The sequence below is a fragment of the Streptomyces sp. NPDC055966 genome (genome assembly GCF_042269865.1).
Lineage (GTDB): Bacteria > Actinomycetota > Actinomycetes > Streptomycetales > Streptomycetaceae > Streptomyces.
The window spans coordinates 165027-191490 of the sequence record NZ_JBHJYK010000012.1 but is presented as its reverse complement, the minus strand read 5'-3'; the positions used below and the strand labels follow the sequence as shown (position 1 = coordinate 191490).

Annotated in this window: 26 protein-coding genes; 1 reads left to right on the top strand and 25 read right to left on the bottom strand. The window is 72.2% G+C overall.

The features are described from left to right. Nucleotides 1–14: 14 nt before the first annotated feature. From ahcY to ACFC8N_RS25675, 10 genes are all read right to left on the bottom strand, one after another. On the bottom strand, nucleotides 15–1424 hold the full coding sequence (ahcY, locus tag ACFC8N_RS25720) for an adenosylhomocysteinase (protein ID WP_362822063.1): 1410 nt from the start codon (nucleotides 1422–1424) through the stop codon (nucleotides 15–17). After that, a complete protein-coding gene (gene metF, locus ACFC8N_RS25715; RefSeq protein ID WP_356030340.1) occupies nucleotides 1402–2316 on the bottom strand; it encodes a methylenetetrahydrofolate reductase [NAD(P)H] in 915 nt (304 codons plus the stop codon). Before metF ends, ahcY begins: the two co-directional genes overlap by 23 nt. After that, on the bottom strand, nucleotides 2313–5765 hold the full coding sequence (gene metH / locus ACFC8N_RS25710; RefSeq protein WP_376290056.1) for a methionine synthase: 3453 nt from the start codon (nucleotides 5763–5765) through the stop codon (nucleotides 2313–2315). The genes metF and metH overlap by 4 nt, the downstream gene beginning before the upstream one ends. Beyond that, entirely contained in the window at nucleotides 5762–6763 is a 1002-nt protein-coding gene (locus tag ACFC8N_RS25705) for a carbohydrate kinase family protein (RefSeq protein WP_356030343.1), read from the bottom strand. The genes metH and ACFC8N_RS25705 overlap by 4 nt, the downstream gene beginning before the upstream one ends. A 106-nt stretch (nucleotides 6764–6869) precedes the next feature. Next, nucleotides 6870–8078 carry a methionine adenosyltransferase gene (gene metK / locus ACFC8N_RS25700; RefSeq protein WP_376290054.1) on the bottom strand — a complete coding sequence of 403 codons (1209 nt, stop codon included), beginning with the start codon at nucleotides 8076–8078 and terminating at the stop codon, nucleotides 6870–6872. Between the two features lie 74 nt (nucleotides 8079–8152). Further along, nucleotides 8153–8326, bottom strand: coding sequence for a hypothetical protein (locus tag ACFC8N_RS25695; RefSeq protein WP_356030345.1), 174 nt, complete (start codon nucleotides 8324–8326; stop codon nucleotides 8153–8155). A gap of 58 nt (nucleotides 8327–8384) precedes the next feature. Next, nucleotides 8385–9296, bottom strand: coding sequence for a serine aminopeptidase domain-containing protein (locus ACFC8N_RS25690; RefSeq protein WP_376290051.1), 912 nt, complete (start codon nucleotides 9294–9296; stop codon nucleotides 8385–8387). Between the two features lie 44 nt (nucleotides 9297–9340). Continuing rightward, nucleotides 9341–9490, bottom strand: a complete 150-nt coding sequence (locus tag ACFC8N_RS25685) for a hypothetical protein (protein ID WP_356030348.1) — start codon at nucleotides 9488–9490, stop codon at nucleotides 9341–9343. After that, entirely contained in the window at nucleotides 9487–9744 is a 258-nt protein-coding gene (locus ACFC8N_RS25680; RefSeq protein ID WP_376290048.1) for an acyl-CoA carboxylase epsilon subunit, read from the bottom strand. The genes ACFC8N_RS25685 and ACFC8N_RS25680 overlap by 4 nt, the downstream gene beginning before the upstream one ends. A 148-nt stretch (nucleotides 9745–9892) precedes the next feature. Next, complete coding sequence (locus ACFC8N_RS25675) at nucleotides 9893–10990, bottom strand: FAD-dependent oxidoreductase (protein WP_356030350.1); 1098 nt, start codon at nucleotides 10988–10990, stop codon at nucleotides 9893–9895. A 196-nt stretch (nucleotides 10991–11186) separates the two neighbouring features. Between ACFC8N_RS25675 and ACFC8N_RS25670 the strand changes: the two genes are divergently transcribed. Next, nucleotides 11187–11642 (top strand): MarR family winged helix-turn-helix transcriptional regulator, encoded by a 456-nt coding sequence (locus ACFC8N_RS25670; RefSeq protein ID WP_356030428.1) that lies wholly within the window; start codon nucleotides 11187–11189, stop codon nucleotides 11640–11642. A gap of 7 nt (nucleotides 11643–11649) precedes the next feature. Here ACFC8N_RS25670 and ACFC8N_RS25665 read toward each other — a convergent pair whose 3' ends face one another. From ACFC8N_RS25665 to ACFC8N_RS25595, 15 genes are all read right to left on the bottom strand, one after another. Next, the gene (locus ACFC8N_RS25665; protein WP_362822069.1) at nucleotides 11650–12774 is read right to left on the bottom strand and encodes an acyl-CoA dehydrogenase family protein; all 1125 of its coding nucleotides are present in this window, start codon (nucleotides 12772–12774) and stop codon (nucleotides 11650–11652) included. After that, nucleotides 12771–13403: an antibiotic biosynthesis monooxygenase family protein gene (locus ACFC8N_RS25660; protein WP_356030352.1), complete on the bottom strand. Its 633-nt coding sequence runs from the start codon at nucleotides 13401–13403 to the stop codon at nucleotides 12771–12773. The genes ACFC8N_RS25665 and ACFC8N_RS25660 overlap by 4 nt, the downstream gene beginning before the upstream one ends. A gap of 14 nt (nucleotides 13404–13417) precedes the next feature. Next, complete coding sequence (locus ACFC8N_RS25655) at nucleotides 13418–13999, bottom strand: NAD(P)H-dependent oxidoreductase (RefSeq protein ID WP_356030354.1); 582 nt, start codon at nucleotides 13997–13999, stop codon at nucleotides 13418–13420. Nucleotides 14000–14099: 100 nt separating this feature from the next. Further along, a complete protein-coding gene (locus tag ACFC8N_RS25650) occupies nucleotides 14100–14888 on the bottom strand; it encodes an SDR family oxidoreductase (RefSeq protein WP_356030355.1) in 789 nt (262 codons plus the stop codon). A gap of 1 nt (nucleotide 14889) precedes the next feature. Then, nucleotides 14890–15564: an antibiotic biosynthesis monooxygenase gene (locus ACFC8N_RS25645; RefSeq protein ID WP_376290044.1), complete on the bottom strand. Its 675-nt coding sequence runs from the start codon at nucleotides 15562–15564 to the stop codon at nucleotides 14890–14892. 10 nt (nucleotides 15565–15574) lie between these two features. Next, a complete protein-coding gene (locus ACFC8N_RS25640; RefSeq protein ID WP_356030358.1) occupies nucleotides 15575–16345 on the bottom strand; it encodes an SDR family oxidoreductase in 771 nt (256 codons plus the stop codon). A 58-nt stretch (nucleotides 16346–16403) separates the two neighbouring features. Beyond that, a complete protein-coding gene (locus ACFC8N_RS25635; protein ID WP_356030360.1) occupies nucleotides 16404–17345 on the bottom strand; it encodes an LLM class flavin-dependent oxidoreductase in 942 nt (313 codons plus the stop codon). A 66-nt stretch (nucleotides 17346–17411) separates the two neighbouring features. Further along, nucleotides 17412–18080, bottom strand: coding sequence for a hypothetical protein (locus tag ACFC8N_RS25630; protein WP_376290040.1), 669 nt, complete (start codon nucleotides 18078–18080; stop codon nucleotides 17412–17414). A gap of 42 nt (nucleotides 18081–18122) precedes the next feature. Next, entirely contained in the window at nucleotides 18123–19148 is a 1026-nt protein-coding gene (locus ACFC8N_RS25625; protein WP_356030362.1) for a methyltransferase, read from the bottom strand. A 53-nt stretch (nucleotides 19149–19201) separates the two neighbouring features. Further along, on the bottom strand, nucleotides 19202–20425 hold the full coding sequence (locus ACFC8N_RS25620) for an MFS transporter (RefSeq protein ID WP_376290037.1): 1224 nt from the start codon (nucleotides 20423–20425) through the stop codon (nucleotides 19202–19204). Then, nucleotides 20422–21189 (bottom strand): SDR family oxidoreductase, encoded by a 768-nt coding sequence (locus tag ACFC8N_RS25615; protein WP_362822075.1) that lies wholly within the window; start codon nucleotides 21187–21189, stop codon nucleotides 20422–20424. Before ACFC8N_RS25615 ends, ACFC8N_RS25620 begins: the two co-directional genes overlap by 4 nt. Before the next feature lie 40 nt (nucleotides 21190–21229). Continuing rightward, on the bottom strand, nucleotides 21230–23218 hold the full coding sequence (locus tag ACFC8N_RS25610) for an SDR family oxidoreductase (protein WP_376290035.1): 1989 nt from the start codon (nucleotides 23216–23218) through the stop codon (nucleotides 21230–21232). Then, a complete protein-coding gene (locus ACFC8N_RS25605; RefSeq protein WP_376290032.1) occupies nucleotides 23215–24696 on the bottom strand; it encodes an FAD-dependent monooxygenase in 1482 nt (493 codons plus the stop codon). The genes ACFC8N_RS25610 and ACFC8N_RS25605 overlap by 4 nt, the downstream gene beginning before the upstream one ends. Next, nucleotides 24651–25535, bottom strand: a complete 885-nt coding sequence (locus ACFC8N_RS25600) for a 4'-phosphopantetheinyl transferase superfamily protein (protein WP_356030370.1) — start codon at nucleotides 25533–25535, stop codon at nucleotides 24651–24653. Before ACFC8N_RS25600 ends, ACFC8N_RS25605 begins: the two co-directional genes overlap by 46 nt. Further along, a complete protein-coding gene (locus ACFC8N_RS25595) occupies nucleotides 25516–26457 on the bottom strand; it encodes an aromatase/cyclase (RefSeq protein ID WP_356030372.1) in 942 nt (313 codons plus the stop codon). Before ACFC8N_RS25595 ends, ACFC8N_RS25600 begins: the two co-directional genes overlap by 20 nt. Nucleotides 26458–26464 lie beyond the last annotated feature (7 nt).

Here is a 26464-nt window from a genome sequence, read left to right as displayed (position 1 = left end):
CGTGCGGTGGGTGCTCAGTAGCGGTAGTGGTCCGGCTTGTACGGGCCCTCGACCGGTACGCCGATGTAGTCGGCCTGCTCCGGGCGCAGGGTGGTGAGCTTGACGCCGAGGGCGTCGAGGTGGAGGCGGGCGACCTTCTCGTCGAGGTGCTTGGGCAGGGTGTGCACGCCCACGGGGTAGTCACCGGTCTTGGTGTAGAGCTCGATCTGGGCCAGGGTCTGGTCCGCGAACGAGTTCGACATCACGAAGGAGGGGTGGCCGGTGGCGTTGCCGAGGTTGAGCAGGCGGCCCTCGGACAGCACGATCACGGTCTTGCCGTCCGGGAAGGTCCAGGTGTGGACCTGCGGCTTGACCTCGTCCTTGACGATGCCGGGGGTCGCGGCGAGGCCGGCCATGTCGATCTCGTTGTCGAAGTGGCCGATGTTCCCGACGATGGCCTGGTGCTTCATCCTGGCGATGTCGGACGCCATGATGATGTCCTTGTTGCCGGTGGTGGTGACGAAGATGTCGGCGGTCTCGATCACCTCGTCGAGGGTCGTCACCTGGTAGCCGTCCATCGCCGCCTGGAGCGCGCAGATGGGGTCGATCTCGGTGACGATGACGCGGGCGCCCTGTCCGCGCAGGGATTCGGCGCAGCCCTTGCCGACGTCGCCGTAGCCGCACACGACCGCGGTCTTGCCGCCGATCAGGACGTCGGTTGCGCGGTTGATGCCGTCGACCAGCGAGTGGCGGCAGCCGTACTTGTTGTCGAACTTCGACTTGGTCACGGCATCGTTGACGTTGATCGCGGGGAACAGGAGTGCGCCCTCGCGGTGCATCTCGTAGAGGCGGTGGACGCCGGTGGTGGTCTCCTCGGTGACACCGCGGATGCCGGCGGCGATGGCCGACCAGTCCAGGGTGGTGGTCTCCAGCAGGGAGCGGACGACGGCGAGTTCCTCGTTGGCGGCCTCGGGGAGGTTGCCGGTCTTCTGGTACTCGACGCCCTTGTGGACGAGCAGGGTGGCGTCACCGCCGTCGTCGAGAATCATGTTGGGGCCGTCGCCGTCGGGCCACGTCAGGGCCTGCTCGGTGCACCACCAGTACTCCTGCAGCGTCTCGCCCTTCCAGGCGAAGACGGGGATGCCGGCGGCGGCGATCGCGGCGGCGGCGTGGTCCTGCGTGGAGTAGATGTTGCAGGACACCCAGCGGACCTGCGCGCCGAGCGCGACGAGGGTCTCGATGAGGACCGCGGTCTGTACGGTCATGTGCAGCGAGCCGGTGATCCTGGCGCCGGCCAGCGGCTGGGCGTCGGCGTACTCACGGCGGATCGCCATCAGGCCGGGCATCTCGTGCTCGGCCAGGGTGATCTCCTTGCGGCCGAACTCCGTGAGTCCCATGTCGGCGACCTTGTAGTCGGTGAAGTCAGCGTTCGGCTGAGAGGACATGCTCGGCGCTCCTAGTGCTGTGGGTGTGCTGGATGTTCTGGTGGATCTCAAGCGTCGCGAGGGACTTGTTGAGCGTGATGTAGTGCAGGCCGGGCGCACCCTCGTCGAGCAGCCGGGCGGCCATGGCGGTGGCGTGGTCGACACCGATGCGGTGCCCCGCGGCCGGGTCGTCCTTCGCCGCCTCCAGGCGGTGGGCCAGGTCCTCGGGGAAGCAGGCGCCGCTGAGCTGCGCGAAGCGGCTGATCTGCCGGACGTCGGTGGCAGGCATGATCTCGGGGATGACCGGGGTGTCGCAGCCGGCCGCGGCGACCCGGTCCCGCAGCCGCAGGTAGTCCTCCGGGTCGAAGAACATCTGGGTGATCGCGTAGTCCGCGCCCGCCCGGCACTTGGCGACGAAGTGCCTGATGTCGCTGTCCCAGTCGGGCGAGCGCGGATGGCGCTCGGGGAACGCCGCCACGCCGATGCCGAAGTCGCCCAACCCCCGTACGAGGGAGACGAGTTCATGGGCGTGGGTGAGGCCTTCCGGGTGCCGGACCCAGGGGGCGTTCGGGTCGCCCGGCGGATCGCCGCGCAGCGCGAGGACGTCCCGGACGCCCGCGTCCGCGTACTGGCCGACGATGTGGCGCAGTTCGGCGACCGAGTGGCCCACGGCCGTCAGATGGGCGACGGGCCGCAGGGTCGTCTGCGTCGCGATGCGCTTGGTCACCTCGACCGTACGGTCCCGCGACGAGCCGCCCGCGCCGTACGTCACGGACACGAACGTCGGCGACAGCGGCTCGATACGGCGGATCGCGTTCCACAGGGTGCGGGCGCCCGCCTCCGTCTTCGGGGGGAAGAACTCGAAGGAGAAGGAACGGGCCCCGCTCGCGAGGACGTCGCGCACCGTGCTCATCGGCGGCCTCCCGCGTTGAAGTAGCTCGCTTCCGGGTGGTGGACGACGATGGCGTCCGTGGACTGTTCGGGGTGCAGCTGGTACTCCTCGGAGAGGTGGACCCCGATCCGCTCGGGCCCCAGCAGTGCGGCGATCTTGGCCCGGTCCTCCAGGTCGGGGCAGGCCGGGTAGCCGAGCGAGTAGCGGCAGCCCTGGTACTCGGTGCGCAGCATGCCGTCGATGCCGGCCGGGTCGGCGCCGCCGATACCCCACTGCGCGCGGACCCGGGCGTGCCAGTACTCGGCCAGGGCCTCGGCCAACTGCACGGACAGGCCGTGCAGTTCGAGGTAGTCGCGGTAGGAGTCGGCGGCGAACAGCTCGGCGGTGGCCTCGCCGATCCTGGATCCCACGGTGACCATCTGGAGGGCCAGGACGTCGGTCTCGCCGGACTCCTCGGGGCGGAAGAAGTCGGCCAGGCACATGCGGCGGCCCCGCTGCTGGCGGGGGAAGGTGAAGCGGGTCCGTTCGCCGCCGTCCTCGTCCAGGACGATCAGGTCGTCGCCCTTGGACACACAGGGGAAGTAGCCGTGGACCACGGCCGCCTCCAGGAGGCCGTCCGTCTGCAGCCGGTCCAGCCAGCCGCGCAGCCGCGGCCGGCCCTCCGCCTCGATCGTCTCCTGGTCCTTCAGGCCCCACTGGCCCTTGAACAGGGCCGTCTCGTCCAGCCAGGACGCGTACTCGGCGAGCTGGATGCCCTTGACGACCCTCGTCCCGAAGAAGGGGGGCTCGGGCACCGGGTTGTCGACCGCCACGTCGCTGCGCCCGGCCGGCTCCGGCTCCCGCACCTCGATCAGCGGCGTCTCCCGCCTGGGCACGCGGCGCTGCTTGAGCTCGGGCAGCTTGGCTCCGGGGACGCCGCGCTTGACGCCGATGAGGGCGTCCATCAGGCGCAGGCCCTCGAAGGCGTCGCGGGCGTAGCGGACCTCGCCCTCGTAGATCTCGTGCAGGTCCTGCTCGACGTAGGCGCGGGTCAGGGCGGCCCCGCCGAGGATCACCGGGAAGCGCTCGGCGAGCCCGCGGCCGTTGAGCTCCTCCAGGTTCTCCTTCATGATCACGGTCGACTTGACCAGGAGGCCGGACATGCCGATCACGTCGGCCCGGTGCTCCTCGGCGGCCTCCAGGATCGCGGAGACGGGCTGCTTGATGCCGAGGTTGACCACGTTGTAGCCGTTGTTGGACAGGATGATGTCGACGAGGTTCTTGCCGATGTCGTGGACGTCGCCGCGCACCGTGGCCAGCACGATGGTGCCCTTGCCCTCCGCGTCCGACTTCTCCATGTGCGGCTCCAGGTAGGTCACCGCGCTCTTCATCACCTCGGCGGACTGGAGCACGAACGGCAGCTGCATCCGGCCGGAGCCGAACAGCTCACCGACGACCTTCATGCCGTCCAGGAGCGTGTCGTTGACGATGTCCAGGGCGGGCCGCGTGCCGAGGGCGTCGTCGAGGTCGGCCTCCAGGCCGTTCTTCTCGCCGTCGATGATGCGCCGCTTGAGCCGCTCCTCCAGCGGCAGCGCCGCCAGCTCCTCGGCCTTGCCCGCCTTCAGCGACTTCGCGGTGGCGCCCTCGAAGAGCTGCATCAGCTTCTGCAGCGGGTCGTAGCCCTCCGCGCGCCGGTCGTAGATCAGGTCCAGGGCGACCCTGACCTGCTCCTCGTCGAACCGCGCGATCGGCAGGATCTTGGCGGCGTGCACGATCGCCGAGTCCAGACCCGCCTTGACGCACTCGTCCAGGAACACCGAGTTGAGCACGATGCGGGCGGCCGGGTTCAGACCGAAGGAGATGTTCGACAGGCCCAGGGTGGTCTGGACGTCGGGGTGGCGGCGCTTGAGCTCGCGGATCGCCTCGATGGTGGCGATGCCGTCCCCGCGGGACTCCTCCTGACCGGTGCAGATCGTGAAGGTCAGGGTGTCGATGAGGATGTCCGACTCACGGATGCCCCAGTTCCCGGTCAGGTCGGCGATCAGCCGCTCGGCGATCTCCACCTTCTTCTCGGGGGTGCGGGCCTGCCCCTCCTCGTCGATGGTCAGCGCGATCAGCGCGGCGCCGTGTTCCCGGGCCAGCTCGGTGACCTTCGCGAAGCGGGACTCCGGGCCGTCGCCGTCCTCGTAGTTGACGGAGTTGATGACCGCGCGGCCGCCGAGCTTCTCCAGCCCGGCCCGGATCACGTCGACCTCGGTCGAGTCCAGGACGATGGGCAGCGTGGAGGCGGTGGCGAGGCGTCCCGCGAGCTCGTCCATGTCCGCGACGCCGTCGCGGCCCACGTAGTCCACGCACAGGTCGAGCAGGTGCGCGCCCTCGCGGATCTGCTCGCGGGCCAGCTCCACGCAGTCGTCCCAGCGGGCCTCCAGCATCGCCTCGCGGAACTTCTTCGAACCGTTGGCGTTCGTCCGCTCGCCGATCGCCAGGTACGACGTGTCCTGCCGGAACGGCACCGTCTGGTAGAGCGAGGCGGCGCCCGGCTCCGGCTGCGGTTCGCGGGCGGGCGGCGTCAGCCCGCGGACCCGCTCCACCACGGCACGCAGATGCTCCGGCGTCGTCCCGCAGCAGCCGCCCACCAGGGACAGGCCGTACTCGCGGACGAACCTCTCCTGCGCGTCCGCCAGTTCCGCCGCGGTCAGCGGGTAGTGGGCGCCGTCCTTGGTGAGGACCGGCAGGCCGGCGTTCGGCATCGCCGAGAGCGGGATGCGGGAGTGGCGGGAGAGGTGGCGCAGGTGCTCGCTCATCTCGGCCGGGCCGGTCGCGCAGTTCAGGCCGATCATGTCGATGCCGAGCGGCTCCAGGGCGGTCAGGGCCGCGCCGATCTCGGAGCCGAGGAGCATCGTGCCGGTCGTCTCCACGGTGACCGAGCAGATCAGCGGAACGTTCTTGCCCAGCGCGTCCAGCGCCCGGCGGGCGCCGATGACCGACGCCTTGGTCTGCAGCAGATCCTGCGTCGTCTCCACCAGCAGGGCGTCCGCGCCACCGGCGAGCAGTCCCTCTGCGTTGCGCTGGTAGGCGTCGCGCAGCGTGGTGTACGGGGCGTGGCCCAGCGTCGGCAGCTTGGTGCCCGGCCCCATCGAGCCGAGCACCCAGCGCTGCCGGCCGGTCGACGCGGTGAACTCGTCGGCGACCTCGCGCGCCACCCGTGCGCCCGCCTCCGACAGTTCGAAGACCCGGTCGACGATGTCGTACTCGCCGAGCGCCGCGTGGTTGGCACCGAAGGTGTTCGTCTCGACGCAGTCCACGCCCACCGCGAAATACGCCTCGTGGACCGAGCGCACGATGTCGGGGCGGGTGACGTTGAGGATCTCGTTGCACCCCTCCAGGTTCTGGAAGTCCTCCAGGGTGGGATCCTGCGCCTGCAGCATGGTGCCCATCGCACCGTCGGCCACCACGACTCGGGTGGCCAGGGCTTCGCGGAGGTCTGTCATGGCGTGCCGTCCAGGGCTTCCAGGGTGTGCAGAGCGGGGGCCAGTTCGCCGGCCGCGGCCGCGCCGTAGGCGCGTTCGGCCGTGGCCAGCAGGTCGTGCCGGTCCACGCGGTAGGTCTGCGAGCCGACCGTCGACAGGGCCGCCGACGCCACCACGCAGCCCAGGCGGGCCGCGGCGGTCAGCGGCAGGTCGTGGCCGAGCGCGGCGAGGAAACCGGCCCGGAAGGCGTCGCCCACCCCGGTCGGGTCGGTGATCGGCGCGTCGGGGACGGCGTCCACGATGAGCGGGGCGTGCCCCGCGCGGTCGATGCGCACTCCGGCGCTGCCCAGGGTGGTGACCCAGGCGCCGACCCGGGCGAGGACGTCGCCCCGGTCCCAGCCGGCGCGTTCGAGGAGCAGGGCGGCCTCGTACTCGTTGGTGAACAGCCAGCGGGCGCCGTCCACCAGATCGCGCACCTGTGGGCCGTCGAGGCGGGCGAGCTGCTGGGAGGGGTCGGCGGCGAAGGAGAGGCCGAGGTCACGGCACTCGCGGGTGTGGCGGAGCATCGCCTCCGGGTCGTCGGGGCCGACGAGGACCAGGTCGGGGCGCGGCCGCCCGTGGAAGGACCGCGCCAGGTCGATGTCGCGGGCCTCCTGCATGGCGCCCGCGTAGAAGGCGGCGATCTGGTTGGCGTCCTCGTCGGTGATGCACATGAAGCGGGCGGTGCCGCGCTCGGCCGAGACATGGACGGCGCCGGTGTCGACGCCGTGCTCCTTGAGCCAGACCTCGTACTCGGCGAAGTCGGCGCCGACGGCCCCGACGAGCAGCGGGTCGAGGCCGAGGCAGCCGAGGCCGAAGCAGATGTTGGCGGCGACCCCGCCCCGGCGCACGTCGAGCGCGTCGACCAGGAAGGACAGGGACACATGGGCGAGTTGGTCGGGGATGAGCTGGTCCGCGAACCGCCCGGGGAAGACCATCAGATGGTCCGTGGCAATGGATCCTGTCACCGCGATACGCACATGAACTCCTGAACTCCTGAACGCCTTTCGGGTGGCGGGCGCCGGACGGGCCGGGCCCCGCCACCCTCGGGACGCGTGATTCCTGGGGGTGGATTCGGACAGAGCGTCAGATGCCCGCGGCGGCCCGGAGCGCCTGGGCCCGGTCGGTGCGCTCCCAGGTGAAGTCGGGCAGCTCGCGGCCGAAGTGGCCGTAGGCCGCCGTCTGGGCGTAGACGGGCCGCAGCAGGTCGAGGTCACGGATGATCGCGGCGGGGCGCAGATCGAAGACCTGGGCGATGGCCTGCTCGATGGACTCCTGGGGGGCCTTCCCGGTGCCGAAGGTCTCGACGAACAGACCGACGGGCTCGGCCTTGCCGATGGCGTACGCGACCTGCACCTCGCAGCGTGAGGCCAGGCCCGCGGCGACCACGTTCTTGGCGACCCAGCGCATCGCGTACGCCGCCGAACGGTCCACCTTGGACGGGTCCTTGCCGGAGAACGCGCCGCCGCCGTGCCGGGCGTAGCCGCCGTAGGTGTCGATGATGATCTTGCGACCGGTCAGGCCCGCGTCGCCCATCGGGCCGCCGATCTCGAAGCGGCCGGTCGGGTTGACCAGCAGGCGGTAGCCCTCGGTCTCCAGCTTGATGCCGTCCTCGGCGAGCGCGGCGAGGACGTGCTCGACGACGTGTTCGCGCACGTCCGGGACCAGCAGCCCGTCCAGGTCGATGTCCGGGGCGTGCTGCGAGGAGACGACGACGGTGTCCAGACGGACCGGCCGGCTGCCCAGGTACTCGATGGTGACCTGGGTCTTGCCGTCGGGGCGCAGGTAGGGGACGGTGCCGTCCTTGCGGACCTCGGTGAGGCGCCGCGAGAGGCGGTGCGCCAGCTCGATCGGCAGCGGCATCAGGGTCGGCGTCTCGTCGGTGGCGTAGCCGAACATGATGCCCTGGTCGCCGGCGCCCTGGGCGGCCAGCTCGTCGCCGGTGCCCTCGACGCGGGACTCGTAGGCGGTGTCGACGCCCTGCGCGATGTCCGGCGACTGGGCGCCGATGGACACCGACACACCGCAGGAGGCGCCGTCGAAGCCCTTCGCGGAGGAGTCGTAGCCGATCTCCAGGATCTTGTCGCGGACGAGCGTGGCGATGTCCGCGTACGCGGTGGTCGTCACCTCGCCGGCGATGTGCACCTGACCGGTCGTGATCAGGGTCTCCACGGCGACGCGCGCGGCCGGGTCCTGGGCGAGCAGGGCGTCCAGGACGGTGTCGCTGATCTGGTCGGCGATCTTGTCGGGATGGCCCTCGGTCACGGACTCCGAGGTGAACAGACGGCGGGACATGTCTCTCCAGGAAGGTGGGTGGTGGCGGTGGATCGGTGGGTGGGTGCGTGCCGGACGGGGCACGGGCACGGCTCTCAGTCGGTGCCGCGGAAGATCGACGGGTCCGGAGCCTCGTGCTCCTCCCCCGCGAGCAGTGCGGGCCGTACGACCGCTCCGGCGAGGGAGCGGACGCGGGCGGGACCGGTCTGTGCCGGGACGTGCTCGGCGTCTTCAAGAGGCGCAAGAGTGTCAAGCGTGTCGATGCTCATCTCTGCCTGTCTCCGGGTGACTTCGGCGGCTTCGGCGGTTCGTGTCCCCGATCGGGGCTCACGCCGCGGGGACCGGTCGGCTCACCGGCCGGGCGGGCTCCGCGTCCTTGGCGAGCAGACAGTCCTCCAGGAAGCCGAGGGCCTTGAGGTGGTAGGTGCGGGCCGCCCAGCCGAGGCTCAGGTTGTGCCCGGCGTCCGGCTGGTGGGCGATCACGGTGGTGGGGGCGGCCAGCGGGCGGCGCAGGGCCGCCAGGGCGTCGTCGTCGAACAGCCACCACTGCTCCTGCTCGGCGAAGGTGAACCGGACCGGGACCCGTACCCGGCGGGCGATCCGCGGGTACATGCCGGGCCACAACGGCCCCTCGTGCGCCTCCAGTTCGGGCACCGGCGACACGAGGTGGCGGCCCTGCCGGAAGGCGTCCGGCGGGTAGAGCCGCAACGAGCCCCAGTGGCGGCGCCAGTCACCGTGGCCGTGCCGGCCCGGCAGCTGGTCGGTGCGTACGGCGAGGCGGCTGCCGAGGCCGGAGATGTCCAGGCCGATCAGGCCTAGGCCGCGCTCCTCGGCGGCCGCGGCCAGGGCGAGCTTGCCGCCGTTGGAGTGGGCCACGAGGAAGATGCCCGCGCCGGTGTCATGGGTGGCGGCGAAGTGGGCGAGGCCGTCGTGCAGGGTCGCCGCCTGCTCCGCCAGGTGCTGGCCGCGCGGCAGGTGGGGCGCCGAACTGCCGTAGCCGGGGCGGTCGACGGACAGGACCGTGTAGCCGAGGCCGGCGCCGAGGGAGAGCAGCGACAGTCCGGGGCGGGCCCGGCTGTCGAAGTAGCCGGCCCGCATGCCGCCGCCGTGCACCGCGACCACGACGGCCCGGGGCCGGCCGGAGGGCGGCTCGGCGATCAGTGCCGACAGCGGGATCCCGGCGGCGTCGAGGGTGATCTCGCGGGCCCGGAAGGCATCGGTGGTGGGCAGCTGGGCCATGGGATCAACAACTCCGGGCGGTAGGTGGTCCCCGGGTGCCGCCCTCATCTCCTGACCGTCGCCAGGCACCGGGCGAGGCGGCGGCGGACCAGGCGGCGGACGAAGTGGCCGACGGGGACGCCGGGTTCACCGGGGTGCGGCAGTGCGGCGCGCGCGGCGCCGGCCGGGGGTGCGCTGACGTCGGTCGCGCTCATCGTCGGTGTGCGTCGTCGCGCCAGCTGCGCGGTGTGCCGGCGCGGGTGCGCCGTTCGAGGCGCCGCCAGCGTGCGGTGCGGCGTGCGGGCTCGGGGCCCTCGGCGTGCTCCTGCTCCGGGCTGACGGCGGCCGCGCGGGCGAGCAGCACGGCGGTGAGCGCGGCGAGTTCGGTCGCGTCGGGGCTGCCCTTCTCGATGCGCAGGACGGGGCCGGTGAGGTCCATGGTGTCCGTGGTGTCCGTGGACGGTGGCATGGGCGTCGTCTCCGTGGTCGTGGGAACGGGTCGGGAAACGCGAACGCCGCACGAACTCGCCGGTCCCGACGGGGGATGGAGGAACCGGCGAGCTCGCGCGGCGAGCTCGGGTGGTGCGGTGGTGCGGTGGAGCGGGACGGTCGCCGGATCAGGCGGCCGTGGGGCCCAGCTGGCCGACGAAGCGGCCGGTGAACAGGTCCTGGCCCTTGAACTGGGAGACCATCTCGGCCGGGGCGACGAACGGGCCCTCGGGCGAGGGGAGCTGGCCGACGCCGCCCTCGCTGCCGAGCGGCAGGAGGATCATCGGGAAGCCCAGCGGCTGGTAGGTCTCCGTCGGCTCCTCGCCCTTGATCTGGGCGATGATGTTCTTGGCGACGACCTCGGCGTGCTGCATCGCGTAGCCGGCCATCTTGGCCTCGGCGACGTCGGTGATGTCGCCGACCGCGTAGACGTGGTCGTGGCCCTTGACGTTGAGCTTCTCGGTCACGGGGACCTGGCCCTGCTCGGTGAGGGCGGTGAGCTTGCCGTCGGCGAGGTAGTCGTTGTTGATGGTCGTGCCGAAGGCGCGGTACCAGACGTCGGCGGTGATCTCGTCACCGGCGGTGGTGGTGACGGTGAAGGAACCGGCCTGGCCGGAGGCGGTGGCCGGCTCGGCCGTCAGGCCGGTGCCGAGGCGGACCTCGATGCCCAGGGCGGCGAGCTGGCCGTGCAGGTCCTCGACGACCTCGGGCTTGAAGCCGGGGAGCAGCTCCTCGGCCGGGTCGACGATGGTCACCTTCTTGTCCGGCCAGACCTGCTTGATCTCACCGGCGAGTTCGAGGCCGACCGGGCCGGCGCCGAGGATGAGGACGTTGTCCGCCTGGAGCAGCTCCTTGTGCGAGGCACGGAAGTCCGCGAGCGCCGCCTCCACGGTGGCGGCGGCGGGGTTGGCCGGGTAGGCGTAGCTGGAGCCGGTGGCCAGGACCACGTAGTCGGCCGCGACGTGCTTGCCCGAGGCCAGGGTGACACCGGTGGGGTCCACCGAGACGGCGCGGTCCTGGATGACCTGGCCCTCGGTGAGCAGCGTCTTGAACGGGAAGAACATGTTGGGCGCCCACTCGGGCTGGGCCAGTGCGCGCAGCGACCCCGCCACGTTGGCGAAGGCGTCACGCGGGTCGATCAGGACGACCTCGGCCTCGGACTGAAGGGCCTTGGCCACCGCGGCGCCCCCGTAGCCTCCGCCGACAACGGCGACTTTACGACTCATGATTCACGCTCCACAAACCAAAGAAATTGCGTCGGGCACTGCTCAAAAACGCTAGTGATTCGTACTGCGAACCACAATGCAGAAGAACTTCAGGAACTACATATCCCCGTTAAGAACTGGAAGTTCCTGCTACGAACTTTCGATATTCGGGTGCTACGCTGCATTCGTGGCCAAGCGTGAAGACGACGACGGCACGATGGGGCTCGCGGCCGCACTGGTGCGGTCGTCGTTCCTGGTCAACGCCGTGTATGCCCAGGTGAGCCGTGAGCACGGCCTGACGCCGCAACAGGGTCAGCTGCTGTGCGTGTTGATGGCGCAGCCGTACGGAATGAGCGAGCTGTGCTCGATGCTCGGACTCGCCAAATCGAGTCTGACCGGTCTGGTGGACCGCACCGAGAACAACGGCCTGGTACGGCGCGAGAGCGATCCGCACGACAGCCGTGCGGTGCGCGCGGCACTCACCGCGCGCGGCGCACGCCTCGCCGACCGCTTCTACACCGACGCCTGCCGGCGCATCGGACAGCTGCCGGCCGGTCTCGACGCCGAGGGGCGGGACACTCTCGCCGCGCTGCTCGGCCGCGTCGTGCGGGACAACGACGGCCCCGTGGTCTTCGTCGAACCCGGCCACGGGGCTGCCGCGGTCCGCGGCTGAGGCACCCTCAGGCCGCGATCAGCCGCTGCGTGTAGGCGAGCGCGGCCGGCTCGAACTGCAGGGCGGCGTGCGAGCCCGCCGCGTGGACGTCCCGCCAGATGCGCTGCATCGGGTGGGAGGTGGCCTGCCCGCGGGTCCCGGTCACGTGGAACAGCCGGTCCACCGCGCCGACGAGCAGCTCCACCGCGAGTGTGGCGTCACGGTGGTTGCGCACGGCCGCGCCGTCCTCGGCGAGCCCGCCCCCGTCGGCGGTCGCGGCGACCCGCGCGAGCAGCAGCGCCGCCGCGTCGATCTCGCCCGCCGCGCGGGTGTAGGCGATACGGGCCGTCTCCCGGGCCGCCGCCCGGGCCCCGCTCGGCTGCTTGCCCAGGTGCTGCTCGACCAGGCGCAGCGCGGCGCGGGCCGCGCCGAGGACGGGCGCCGCGAAGGTCAGCCCGTTCACCGCGAACAGCGGCGCCGCATGCGCCGGGGACCCGGCCGGCGCCGGCAGGCTGCCCCGGCGCATGTCGTCCCAGACGAACGAGCGGTAGCGCGGCACGAACGCCCGCTCCACCAGTAGGGTGTGGCTTCCGGTGGCGCGCATGCCGAGCGTCGACCAGGACTCCTCGTGCGTGAAGGAGTCCCTGGGCACCGCGAACACCCGGATCGAGCGGTCGCCCTCGCGCGGCGGCGCCGAGCTGAGCAGCGCCCAGTCGGCGAACTCGACGCCGCTGACGTAGAGCCACCTGCCGGACAGCGACCAGCCGCCGTCCACCTCCTCGGCCTCGACGCCGGCCGCGACCATCGAGCTCACGAGGCGGGTGCCGGGGCCCTTCGCCCAGACCTCCTCGCGGCCCTCCTCCGGCAGGAAGGCGCTGAAGCGCCCGTTGTACGCCCACAGGGAGGCGAGCCAGGCGGCGGACGTGCAGCCCTCGCCGATCGCGGCGACGGCCCGGGTCACCGCCTCGAACGTGGCCCCGGCGCCGCCCTGCCCCGCCGGGGCGAAGGCGCTGGTGAACCCGGCCGCGGCCAGGGCCTCGACGGTGTCCGGGGCGAGGCGCCCGGCCGCGTCCGCGCTCTCGGCGCCACGGCCCGCCGCACCGGCCGCGGTGTCGAGCGCCCCGGCGTCGTGCCATGCCGACCCGCTGCTCACACCCGCTCCCTGATGTACTCGATCTCGCTGAAGTAGAGCTCGGCCCGCACGCCGTCCAGGTCGTCGAGGGCGGACGGCTCCTTGGGCCGCGCGAGGAAGGCGCGGAAGCTCTCCTCGTCCTCCCACTGCGCGTACTTGATGACGTGCTCGCCGGACAGACCCCGGTGCACGGCGTGCGACACGTAGCCCGGGGTGGTCGCCAGCTCCTCGGGGTCGTACGTCATCTCCTTGAGGACCTGCGTCTGGTCCTCGGGCTTCGACGTGACCACGATGACCACGGTGAAGCGCGGCTCGTCGAGGCTGATGCGGGGCTCGGGGTGCCAGGTGTGGACGACCTCGCAGGGGATGTTGTCCAGGCGGGAGACGCTCAGGGCGCTGCCGAGGCGGCCCTTGGTGGCCCGCTCGCTCATGAAGGCGTCGTAGGCCTCCTTGCTCTCCCACTGCGCGTAGTTGACCACCGAGCGGCCGTCGAGCCCCCGGTGGAAGTTGCCCGAGACCAGGCCCGGCTGAACGTTCGCCGGCGGCAGGCTGCGCCACTGGTCGAACAGCACCTGCTGCCCGTCGGGGCCCTCGGTGTGAAAGATGTTGAACAGCGTGAAGTAGCCGTCCTCCACCCTGATGAGACTCATGACTCTCCCTGGTTTCAGGCGACGTAGGGACGCGCGGTGCGGGCGTCCTTGAGGGCACAGGCCCACCACTGGAGCTTTTCAAGCATGGCCTTGGCCGGGACGGCGGCGTCGGGCGCGCGCAGCACACCGTCGTCGCCGATGTGCTGCCACACGCCGTGGAAGCTGACCGTGTCGCGGATCGTGGCCGCGTGCAGCTCCGCGAAGACCAGGCGCAGCTGCTCGACGGCCCGCAGCCCGCCGGACAGACCGCCGTAGGAGACGAACGCGACCGGCTTGGCCTGCCATTCGGCGCGGTGCCAGTCGATCAGGTTCTTCATCGGGGCGGTGAAGCTGTGGTTGTACTCCGGCGTGACCACGACGTACGCGTCCGCCGCGTCGAGGCGTGCGGCGACGGAGGCGAGCAGCTCGGCGGACTCGCCCCCGGGCTCCTGCGTCAGCGACAACGGCAGTTCCACGTCGGCCAGGTCGAGGACGTCGACGTCGTACATCGCGCAGGCCTCGGCCTCCTCGACGAACCAGCGCGCGACGGCCGGACCGGTGCGGCCCACACGGGACGAACCGATGATCACGGCAAGGCGCAGTGTTTCCTCGGACATGTTTTTCCTTCCTGTGAGCCCGAACCGGATACGGCGAGGGCAACGGCGGCACGGGTGCGGGGCGGGGCAGGCGCCCCGCACCCGTGCGGACGGCCCGTCGTCAGGCGTGGGCGCCGTGGCGGATGGCGCGCATCTGGGCCACCCACACGTCGGCGTCCTCGGCCCGCTGCCGGAAGGAGTCGGCCGAACCCTGGTGCGTGAAGACGTGGATCCGGTTCTCCTCGATCGCCTCAAGGGCGGCCTTGGCCACCTGCTCGGGCTCAAGGACCTCGGAGACCTCCTTCAGCTTGGCCAGCTGCTCGTTGCTGCTGACGCTGGCGGCCAGCATCGGGGTGTTGACCGCCTGGGGCATCAGACACGAGACGCCGAGACCGCGGTGGCCGTACTCGACGGCGAGGTACTCGGCGAACGCGACGGCGCCCATCTTGGCGACGGAGTACGGCGCCGCGCCGAACGCGGTGAGCACCCCGCAGGCCGCGATCGTCTGCACCAGGTGCCCCCGGCCGGCCTCCAGCATGGCCGGGACCACGGCGCGGGCCGCCCACACGTGCGACATCATGTTGACGTCGAGGGCGCGCTTCCAGTCCTCGTCCGATGCGTCGTAGCTGCCCGTCACGGTCAGCCCGGCGTTGGAGACGAAGATGTCGACGGAGCCGAACCGCTCCCGGGCGCGGTCGACCAGGGCCTGGATCGACGCCTCGTCGGCGACGTCGGCCACCACCGCGAGCGCCGGGGCGCCGATGCCGGCGGCGACCTTCTCGGCGCCCTCGGCGTCGATGTCGGAGACGACGACGCCCCGGGCGCCGGCGGCGGCCAGGGCCTCGGCGATCGCCTTGCCGATGCCGCTCGCGGCGCCGGTGACGACGGCGACACTGCCTTCGATCTTCATGTCACACGCTCCCGAACGGGTTGGTCATCACGTAACGCCACTCGCCCCGGGCGTTCTTCTTCAGGACGTCGAGGCCACGTCCGGTGCCGGTCATCTCGGGCTTCGAGGGCACCGTGATGCTCCAGTCGACGACGAGCGCGGCGGTGTCGCCGACGACGTAGCTCTCGGCGACCTTGGCCGACAGCTGCGGGTCCAGCTTGAGGAACTCGACGACGGCTGCGCGGTGTTCGTCGCCGCTGACGGCCTTGCCGGGCTCCCAGACGGCCGCGGCGCCCGGCGCGTAGACCGCCATGATCGCGTCGATGTCGCGGGCGGCGTAGGCGTCCAGGTACTTCTGGTTCATCTCGGCCGGGTCGGCGGCCTCGGTCTGCTCCGGGGTACCGGCGAGCGTCAACTGCCGTACCTCCAGCTCCTTCTGGAGGTAGGCGTCGCGGCCGGCCAGGAACTCCTTCATGTACGACTGCCCGAGGTGGCGGGCCAGGTCCTTGCGGGTCGCCCAGATCTCGTAGAACACGAAGAGGTTCGGGTCCTGCGCGTCCTGGTTGATCCAACTGCCCAGGCAGCCGGGCTCGGTGCGGGAGCGCTCGGCGAAGGAGACGAGCAGCGCGCCCAGCTCCGCCGCCTTCTCCGGCTTGGCGTGGGCGAAGCCCACCGCCGACTGGATCTCGTTCTGCATGATGGGCTCCTCAGCCGAGAAGGGTGCCGCCGGTGGCGTCCACGAACGAACCGGTCATCCAACGGGCCTCGTCCGAGGCGACGAACGCGACGATGTCGGCGACCTCGTCCACCTGGCCGACCCGGTCGAAGGCCGACAGCGCGGACATCTGCTTGACGGCCTCGGGGTCCTCGAACACCGGGTCGCCGTTGTTGGTGACGCCCGGGGCGACCGTGTTGATGGTGATGTTGCGGGGCGCCAGGACCGGCGCCATGTGCAGGGTGATCTGCTCCAGGGCACCCTTGCTCATCGCGTACGCGATCTGGATCGGGAACGCGGAGTGGGTGACGCCGGACGACACGTTGACGATGTGGCCGCCGTCGGGGATCAGCTCAAGGGCCTTCTGGATGAGGAGGAACGGCGCCTTGGCGTTGATGTTGTAGCAGTTGTCGAGGATCTCCTCGGTGACCGCGGCGGGGCCGGCGCCCGCGAAGCCGGTGGCGGCGGCGTTGTTGATCAGGATGTCGAGCCGGTCCGAGCCGGTGAGCTCGACCAGGCCCGCCCGGGTGCCGTCCAGGAGCTGCTCGATCGCGCCCGGCGTGCCGAGGCTGGCCTGCACGGTGAAGGCGCGGCCGCCGGCCTCCTCGATGAGCGCCACGGTCTCCTTCGCCGCGGTCTCGTTGCCGGAGTAGTTCACCGCGACGACGGCACCGTCCTGCGCGAGCCGCAGGGCGATGGCACGCCCGATGCCCCGGCTGGCGCCGGTGACGAGCGCCGTCTTGTTCTCAAGCCTGCTGGTCATGGAAAGTCCTTCGAGAGGAGGAGAAAGGTCGTGGGGTGGTGTGTGCCGGGCCGGGGGGCTAGCCGGCGTGCCTGGCGACGGCCTCGCGTACGGCCGGGGCGATCTCGCCGGCCCAGTGGCCGAGGGAGGTCAGGTCCGGGGTTCCGCCGCGGGGCGAGAAGAGCATGAAGCCCGACGCGCCGTGCTCGACGACCGCCGCGGTCAGCTCCTCGGTCCACTGCTCGACGCTGCCGCCGATCCAGCGGCCGTCGCCGTCGCGCGTCCTGGCCAGCGGCCGTTCGGTGATCTGGCCGGGGAAGTTGAAGACGGTGCGGACCTCGCGCGGGTCACGGCCCGCGGACCGCGCCGCCTCGTCGACGACCGGGCGGGACGCGCGGTAGCGCGCGCTCAGCCAGTCGGCCGCGTGGCCCGGGATCCAGCCGTCGGCCACCCGGCCGGTGGCGGCGAGGGACTTGGGGCCGACCGATCCGGTCCACACCGGGGGCGCCGCGACAGGGGCCGGTTCGATCTGCTCGACGTGGTAGTGGCGGCCCTTGAAGGTGACCGGCGGGCCGCCGCCGGACAGCTTCCTGACGAGGACGATCGCCTCCTCGAAGGCCTCCACGGCCTGGGCGGGGGTGAGCGGTTCGACGCCCATGTCGGCGATCCGCTCCCACAGCCCGCCGGCGCCCATGCCGAGCACCACCCGGCCCTCGGAGAGCGCGGACAGGGTCGTCACCGTCCGCGCCAGCATGGCCGGGGGCCGCGTCGGCAGATTGCTGACGTTGGCGAACCCCGCGAGGTGCTGGGTGCGGCCGACGACGAAGCCGACGGTGGCGTACGCGTCCAGGCGCTGCCCGATATAGGGGTGGTCCGACAGTGAGAAGAGGTCGAGCCGTTCCCGGTCGGCCAGTTGGGCCATCTGGAGCAGCACCGGCATGTCGCCGATGACGCTGTGTGCGCCGAAGCCGAAGACGACGTCGCGCGCGGACAGTGCCGTCCGTGTGGTCGGGGTTGCCAAGGGGGTGCCCTTCAATTCTCTTCGGGTGCAAGGGTGCAAGGGTGTACGGGTGTACGGGTGTACGGGTCAGTTCGTACGGGTGGCGTGGAACTCGTAGCGGCGGCCCGCTCCGGCCTCCGCCTGCCCCATGTACTCCAGGAGCGGCTCGATCTCCGCCTTGATGTGGACGAGCGCCTCCGCCTCCGAAGCCCACTCTGACAGCAGGAAGATCCCGTCGTCGTCCGCGCTGACATGGAAGTTGGCCGCGATCGCCCCGGGGTAGGCCCGGTCCTCGCCGACGGTCTTCTCCTCGGTGCCGAGGAGCCCGTCGACCCAGGCGCGCGCCGTCTCCCCGTCCCGCATGGCGAAGAAGGCGGCCGGGTAGCAGCCGACCGGCGGGAGCGGGTCGGGCAGCACGGTGGGCTGCACCCTGCGGTACAGCCGGAACGCGGCGGGATCGCCCGGCTCGTAGCCGAGGGCGTGCCAGTCCGGGCGCAGCGCCTCGAAGGCCGTGCGCGCGCTGTCCTCGGTGTCCGCCGTGAACTGGGCGTAGACCAGCAGCGATGTGCCGTCGGTGCCGTGGAACAGGGACACGGACGCGAGGCCCTCGGGCCACGGGGCGGACTCCCAGTGCGCGAGGACCGCGGCCCCGGCGTCCCGCAGGCGCTCGGGGTCACCGCCGGTGACCTCCTCCACCAGGGCGGTGGCGATGTCCGGGCGGCCTATCTCCGGCCGGACGTACGACGTGGTCGGCATCGTCGACTCCTCAGGTGTGCGCTGTCTTCTGCGGCCGGGTGCTCAGGCGGCCTTGCGGCCGATGACCAGGACGTCCTCGTGCAGCCCGTCGACCTCGACGGTCTCGGGCGTGAAGCCGGCCTCGCGCAGCCAGCCGTGCAGTTCGTCGGCGGAGTACTCATGGCCGCCGCGGGACCACACGAGCATGGTCAGACCGGCCAGGGCGCCGTGCATCGACGGCTGTTCGCCGCCCGCCATCGGGTCGTAGACGAACACGGCGCCGCCCGGCCGGAGCGCGTCGTAGGCCCGCTTGAGCAGGGCGATGCGGTCCTCGACGCCCCAGTTGTGCAGGACGTGACCGAAGACGAGGACGTCGGCCTGCGGCAGTTCGTCCTTGAAGAAGTCGCCGCCGTGGAAGGTGAGTTCGCTGTCGCCGAGCCGGGCCATGTGCCGGTCGAAGGCGGACCGCAGCGGCGGCAGGTCGAAGACCGCGCCCTTCAGGTGCGCGTTGTGCTTGACGACCTCGTGCGCGAAGTTGCCGCGGGCGCCGCCGATGTCGACGAAGGAGGTGTAGCCGCTCCAGTCGATGCGGCTGAGGGCCTGCGCGATCGGCGCGCTCAGCAGGTCCATGCTGTCCAGGAACCCGTCGGTGGCGTCGGCGTCCGCGTACAGCGTGTCGTACGGGTTGCCCGCGACCGCGGCCTGGTTCTGCGGCTTGCCGGTGCGCAGCGACTCGGCCAGGCCCTGCCACGCCGGGTTCAGCTCCTGCTCGCAGAAGTGCAGGTAGCCGCCGAGGTAGGCGGGGCGGCCCTTGACCAGGAACGCGTCGCTGACCGGGGCGTTGGTGAACGTGCCGTCGGCCGACTCCAGCAGGCCGAGGTGGACGAGTCCGGCGAGCAGGTCGTTCGCGCCGCGCTCGACGAGGCCGAGCCGCTTCGCCAGTTCGGCGGTCGTGACCGGGCCCTTGGACACTTCGGTGAACAGGTCGTACTCGACGGCCGCGAGCAGGATCCGCGACTGCCAGGAGCCGAGGATCAGACCCATGATCGGGCCGGGGTTCACGGAGTTGTCGGGCGTGTCGACTGCCATGGCAGTGAGCCTCCTTGAGGTGATGGAGCGGGTGGGTACCGAGGAAACGGGGGTCAGCCGGCGGTGGTGGCAGGGGCCGGGCGGCGTACGAGCGCGGCCGCGAGGCCCAGGGCGCCCACCGCGGTGACGAGCGCCAGCGCGGGCCGCGGGCCCGTGGCCCGGGTCAGCAGCAGGGCGACGAGCGGCAGCAGCAGTGCGGCCCCGAGCTGCACGAACGCCTGGTACAGCGCCACGGCCGCGCCCCTCTGCGCCGGGTCGAGGCCGGCCGTCGCCTGGGTGTTCAGGGCGACGAACGCCAGGCAGAACCCGGCCTCGACGAGCAGCTGGACCGGCAGCATGCCGAGGGCGTAGCCGCTGTGCGGGCGGGCCAGGTACAGGAGGTGGCCGAGCAGCGGGAAGAGCGCACCGAGGGTGACGAGACGGCGGCTGCCGTGGCGGGCGATGAGCCGGCCGGCGAACGGCACGCTCAGCGCCAGCGGCACGCAGGCGGGCAGCAGCGCGAGCGCCGAGCGCCAGGGCGACCAGCCGAACCCGTCCGCCATCTGGAAGACCATCACGACCAGCAGCGCCTGGTAGGTGCCGTTGAGGCAGGCGGCGCCGAGCGCGGAGCGCAGCAGCGGGCCCCGCTTCAGGAGCGCCGGGCTCGGCAGCCGCGCCGGGCCGCCGCCCTGCTCGCGCGGCAGTACGTACGCCCCCGCGACGAGCAGCGCCAGGGCCACCGGCGCGGGGAAGACGAAGACCCAGCGCCAGCCGGTCGCCAGCAGGCCGCCGGCCAGCAGCAGCCCGGCGGTGAAGCCGGCGGCGCCGAACAGCGAGTACACCGACAGGGCCCGCCGTCGCTGCGGGCCCTCGGGGAACAGGTCGTTGATGATGGCCAGGCCGGTCGGCGCGGTCAGGGCGGCGCAGCACCCCTTGACGACGCGGACGGCGACCAGCAGTGCGGGGCCGCCGGCCAGGCCGCCCGCCAGGGAGGCCAGGGCGAACAGCAGCATCGCGCCCAGGTAGGCCCGGCGGCGTCCGATGCGGGCGCACAGCACGGGGCCGAGCAGCAGCAGCGCGGCGAAGCCGAGCGCGAAGCCGCTCATCAGCCACTGGGCGCTCCACGGGGTGAGGCCGAACCGGGCGGCGAGCGTGGGCAGGGCGATGAGGAGGACGGACACTTCGATCGCGTCGAGCAGCATGTTGCCGGAGAGCACGAGGAGCCGGGACCACTGGCGGGCGTCCCATGCCTCCTGCGCCCGCGGGGCGGGCGCGTCGGTGGCGGCGGGCGCGGTCACCAGTGCAGCACCTGCCCCTCGGGCGTGCCGTTCTCCCCGAGGAAGGTGGCGGTGGGGCCGTCGTCGGGGAGGGTCGCGAGCAGGACCGGGATGCGCGCGCCCTGCTCGGTGGTGAGCCGGCCGTGGTGGCCGTTGATGTCGGTGGCCACGAAGCCCGGGGACGCCGCGTTGACCAGGATCCCGGTGCCGCGCAGCTCGTTGGCGTACGCCAGGGTGACCGCGTTCAGGGCGGTCTTGGACGACGCGTAGGACAGCAGCGTCGAGGGGAACTCGCCGGGCGGGTGCTCCCCCGTCTGGTCGACGTTCTCGGCGGCCGACCTCAGCGAGCCGATGGCGCTGGAGACGTTGACGATCCGGGCACCGGGCGCCTTGCGCAGCAGCGGCAGCAGGGCGTTGGTGACCGTGATGACGCCGAAGACGTTGGTCTCGTAGACCGTGCGCACCTGCTCGGCGGGGGTCTGGCTGGGCGGCTGCATGGGGCCGCCGATGCCGGCGTTGTTGACCAGGACGTGCACGGCGCCCGCCTCCTCGGCGAGCCGCTCGGCGGCGGCCTTGGCGGAGGTCTCGTCCGTGACGTCGAGGTGCAGGAACCGTACGTCGAGGCCGTCGGCGGACAGCTCGTCGGCGGCACGGCGGCCGCGCCGCTCGTCGCGGGCCCCGAGATAGACGGTGTGGCCGCACTCGGCGAGCTGCCGCACGATCGCGCGGCCGATCCCCTTGTTGGCTCCGGTGACGACGGCGACGCGCGCGGGGTGGGCGGACATGTAGGGCCTCTCACATGGGATGGGTGGGGACGGCCGCGCCTCAGCCGAGGAGGGTGCCGCCGGTGGCGTCGATGAAGGCGCCGGTGATCCAGCGGGCCTCGTCGGTGGTCAGGAAGGTGATGACGTCGGCGACGTCGCCGGCCTCGCCTACCCGGTTGAACGCCGAGAACTTCGACATCGCCTCGACGGCCTGCGGGTTGTCGAAGATGGCGCCGCCGTTGTCGGTGATGCCCGGGGCCACGCTGTTGATGGTGATGCCGCGCGGCGCGAGGATGCGGGCCAGCTGGAAGGTGAGCTGCTCGATCGCGCCCTTGGTCATGGCGTAGGCGACCTGGTCGGGCACGGAGGTGCGGGTGACGCCGGTGGTGAGGTTGACGATGCGGCCGCCGCTCGGCATCTGTCCGATGGCCCGCTGCACGATGAAGTACGGCGCCTTCGCGTTGACGGCGAAGTAGCGGTCGAACTCCTCGGGGGTGAGGTCCTCGGGCGCCGAACCCGTCGAGGTGACGGCCGCGTTGTTGACCAGGATGTCGAGGCGGGTGTCGCCGGTGCGCTCCTTCAGGCCGCGCTCCAGACCGAGGAAGAGTTCGTGCACGTCGCCGGGGACACCGAGTTCGGCGCGCACGGTGAAGGCGCTGCCGCCCTCCTTCTCGATGAGCTCGACGGTGTCGTCGGCGGCCTGCTCGTTGGCGGTGTAGTGCACGGCGACGAGCGCGCCCTCGCGGGCGAGCCGGATGGCGGTCGCCCTGCCGATGCCGCGACTCGAACCCGTCACGAGCGCCGTCTTGTCGGTGAGCCTGTCCACGGTTGACCTTCCGGGTTGGTGGGTGTGCGGGAGCCGTGCCGGTGGGGCGCTGCGCTCCGGGCGCGGCGGTTCGGTCACGTCGAGGCCGCTGATCATGCGGGCGAGGTGCCGGCGGACGGGCGCCTGGCCGAGGAGTTCGCCGAAGACGTCGCGCAGCGCGAGCACGTCCTCGGTGCCGAACAGCAGCCGGGCCTGCGCGTCGATGTTGGCCAGGGTGCGTGCCCCGGCCGGATGCCGTTCGGAGTGGTAGGTGTCGAGCAGCGCGGGCGCCGCCGCGCCGGTGGCGACCCGGGCCAGCTTCCAGCCGAGGTTCGCCGCGTCCTGCAGTCCGAGGTTGACGGCCTGGCCGCCGACCGGCATCTGGCGGTGCGCGGCGTCGCCGGCGAGCAGCAGCCGGCCGCGCCGGTACTCGGTGACCTGCCGGGAGACGGTGCCGAAGCGGTTCAGCCAGCGGGCCTCGCCGTGCCCGATGTCCTCACCGGTCACGGCGGCCCAGGCGGCGGCGACCTGCTCGAAGGTCACCTCGCCGGCCGGCTGCTCGCCGAAGCGGTGGACCATCAGCCGGGTGGTGCCGTCGGGCCTGCGGTAGGCGGTGGCGATGCCGCCGGGGAAGCGTTCGAGCCGCCGGTTGGCGATCTCGATCCCGGCGACGTCGGCGCGCAGCATCACCTTGTCGGCGTCGTGCCCGGCGGAGGTGAAGCCGCCGAGCTCACGCACCGTGCTGTGCTCGCCGTCGCAGCCGGCCAGGTAGGCGGCCTCGATGGTGTACGCGGCGCCGGGCGCGCCGTCGGCGGCGGGCCCGCGCACCTCGACGTGTACGCCGTCGTCGCCGGTGCGCAGCCCGGTCACCGTGTGGCCGCGCCGGATCTCGGCGCCCAACTCCACGGCGTGGGCCTGCAGTTCGGTCTCCAGGTGGTGCTGGAGGCACTCCCACTGACCGGCGTAGGGATGCGACGGGTCGGCCTCGGCGAGGTCGAGGCGCAGGCCGCCGAAGTGGCCGGGGCCGACCGGGGGCAGCTCGCCGAGCCGGGGCAGGAAGCCGCGGTCGGCGAAGATCTCCATGGTCCGCGCGTGCAGGATGGAGGCCCGTGACTCGCCGGTGGGCTCGGTCAGTTGCTCCAGCACGATGACGTTCGGGGCGTCCGCGCCGCCCGCCCGCAGCTCGGCCGCGAGGAACAGGCCGACCGGGCCCGCGCCGACGACGACCACATCGGTGCGGGTCATCGGCGCGCCCCGAGCGCCGGTCCGAACCAGCGGGTGAGCGAGGAGCGCAGGTCGCGGTGGCTGCCGGGCGCGGCCCAGGCGACGTAGCCGTCGGGACGCAGCAGTACGGCGCCGGTGCCCGCGAGCGGGCTGTCGGCGGGGACCGGGTCCGGGGTCGCGGTGACGATGTCGACGCGGTCGCGCCAGGGCTGCGCGCGGCGGCGCAGCACGGCGTAGTCGCCGAGGTCGAGCAGGACGCCGCGGCCCGTACGCAGGAGTTCGGTGCTGCTGGTGCGCCGCTCCCCCCGGGTCACCGGCAGGTGCGGCAGGCGCCGGCCGAGCAGCGGGCTGGATCCGCCGCCGACGTCGTAGCGGATGTCGAGGCCGCTGACCTTGGCCGCCAGGTGCCGGGTCACGCCGGGGAGCCGGACCAGTTCGGCCAGGACGTCGCGCAGCGGTGCGGACTCCTCGCCGCCGAGGATCAGCAGGCTCTGCGCCCGGGTGTTGGCGAGCAGGCCGCGGCCCACCTCGTGGCGCTCGGTGTGGTAGGTGTCGAGCAGTTCCTCGGGGGCGTCGCCGCGCAGCACCGCCGCCAGCTTCCAGCCGAGGTTGTGGGCGTCCTGCACGCTGGTGTTCATGCCCTGCCCGCCGGCCGGCAGATGCACGTGGGCGGAGTCGCCGGCCAGCAGGACGCGGCCGCGCCGATACTGCGTCACCTGCCGCGCGGCGTTGCCGAAGGCGCTGACCCACACCGGCTCGGCGTGGCTGATGTCGATGCCCGTGAGCCGCTTCCACACGTCGGCGACCTCGGCGAACCGCGGTGCCTCGGTGCGCTTTCGCGGGGCCACGCCGTGCTCGCCGACGATGATCCGGTGGATCCCTCCGGCGAGCTTGGCGACCATCACGAAGCCGCCGTCGATGTGCTCGCCGGTCATCCGCGGCTCCAGGTCGACCCCGCGCAGGTCGGCCAGGAGCATCTCGGTGGTGGTGGCCGTGCCCGGGAAGTCGAACCCGGCCGCCTTGCGGACCGCGCTGCGTCCGCCGTCGCAGCCCACGAGGTAGCGGGCGCGCAGCGTCTGTTCGCCCTCGGGGCCGCGCACGGTGACCTCGACGCACGCGTCGCTCTCCGCGTACGAGACGAACTCGTGCCCGCGGCGGATGTCGGCGCCGAGCTCGCCCGCCCAGGCCTCCAGGGCCTGCTCGGTCACCGACTGCGGCACCGTCTTGGCGGCCTCGTGGAAGGCGCCGAGGACGCCCATGTCCAGCGGGATGCCACCGAAGTGGCCCATGCCGCTGGTCTCGTAGTCCCCGAGCCGGCGCAGCAGGGCGCGCTGGTCGAAGACCTCCATCGTGCCGATGGTCAGCCCGATGCCCCGGGACTCGCCGGTGCGCTCGGGGTGCCGTTCGAGCACCGTGACGTCGATTCCCGCCAGGCGCAGTTCCCCGGCGAGCATCAGCCCGGCGGGTCCCGCTCCAACAACGACCACCGAAGCGTCCATGAACCTCTCCTTCTCAAAGCCAGTAGCGGAGCCGCGGACAGCGGCAGGCCCGCCGCGCCGTCGTACAGGCACGCCACGGGCAGCGAGCGCAGCGTGACGATCGGCTCCGCGGACGCGGACAGCGCGGCGGCGGCGGCGTGGTGCGGTCCGGCCGGCACGTTGCCCACGATCCAGCCGGCCGGGCCCGGCGGGGCGCCGGACCGGGGTGCGACTCCCAGGTAGTCGCGTGCGGGGCTGCGGGCGAGCCCGGTGCCGAGTCCCTTGAGATACGCCTCTTTACGGGTCCACAGCTGCGCGAAGACGTCGGGCCGGCGGGCTTCGGGGAAGTCCCTCAGCTCCTGCCATTCCGCCCGGTGCAGTGCGGGCCCGCACACCCGCACCGTCTCGGTCGTCGGCGTGCGCTGCACGTCCACGCCGAGGACGGTGGCCGCCGTGCCGATCAGCACGAGGCCGTGGCTGTGCGAGAGCGAGAAGTGGACCGGCAGCGGCGGGTCGCGCAGCACGGGCCGCATCGTGCGGTACGCGCGGGCCGGTGCGGGCTCCTGGCCCAGCCGCAGCCGCTCGGGCGGGTATCCGGTGGCCTCCGCGAGGACCCGGCGCAGCGCGATGTGCGCGGACAGGTACTGCACGCGGTCCGTGGGCCGTACGAACAGCTCCGCCCGCCGCAGCTCCGCGGCGTCCAGCTCGCGCACCGCGAGCCGGGCCGCCGCCGGGCTGTCCGGCGCCGGCGGGCGCAGCAGCCAGAGCGACAGCCGCGGCGGCTCGCGCAGGACCGGGATCCGCGGCGGCTGTGCGAACCGGTGCGGTGGACCGCCCGGTTCAGCCCCGGGCCTCGGCATAGGCCTTGGCGTGGCCCAGCGTTGCCAGGCTGTTGGTGCTGAGCGCGCTGTGCACGTACGCGCGGGCGTCGGCGACGGTGGCGTCCGCGCCGAGGACGCGGGCGATGTTCTCGGTGTTGATGGTCACCGTGTGCTGCGAGGACGCCCGGACGCCGGTGTCGGTCTCGGCGAACGTCCAGTAGCCGGTGTGCAGGGTCATCAGCGCCGGAAGTGTCACCTGCTTGTAGGCGATCTTGTGGTGCGGGAAGGTCACCCGGTACGACTTCGTGGTGTGCACGGAGCCGTCCTTGGCGCGGGTGTCCATCTCCAGCGTCTGCAGTCCGGGGGCTTCCTCGTCGAGGCGGACGGTGGCCACGTGCGGCAGCCGCTGCGACCACAGGTTCGCCTCGTTGATGAAGGCGTAGACGTCCTTGGCGGAGCCGGCGATCTCGACGGAGTCCTCGAAGGAGAACGTCAGGTCGGCCTCGGTCTCGGCGTGCACGCGCTCGACGTTGGTGCGCAGCGCCGCCAGTTCGGAGCGCGAGTTGCGGTCGACGGCCTCGTCGATCCACTTCAGGCCCTCGGGGTCGTCGTCGACGGCCCGGTAGTCGTGCAGCAGCCGGATCCGCGACTCGGTCGCGGAGAGGGGCTCGATGATCCAGGTGCCGCCCATGGACGCGACCGGCGGGGTGGACACCTCCTGGCGGAAGGTGATGCGCAGGTTCTCCGGGTCCAGGGTGCGGTGCGACGTCCAGTTCTTGGGCTCGCCGTTGGCGGTGGCCCAGATCTGGATGCGCTCCTCGCGCTCGCCGCGCTCGGCGTGCTCGACGTGGATGGTCGGCGGGAAGATCCGCGGCCAGTTCTCCACGTCGGCGATCAGCCGGAAGACCGTTGCGGCCGGCGCGGCCGCGGTGATCTCGTGCTCGACCTCACGGATGGTCATGGTCAAC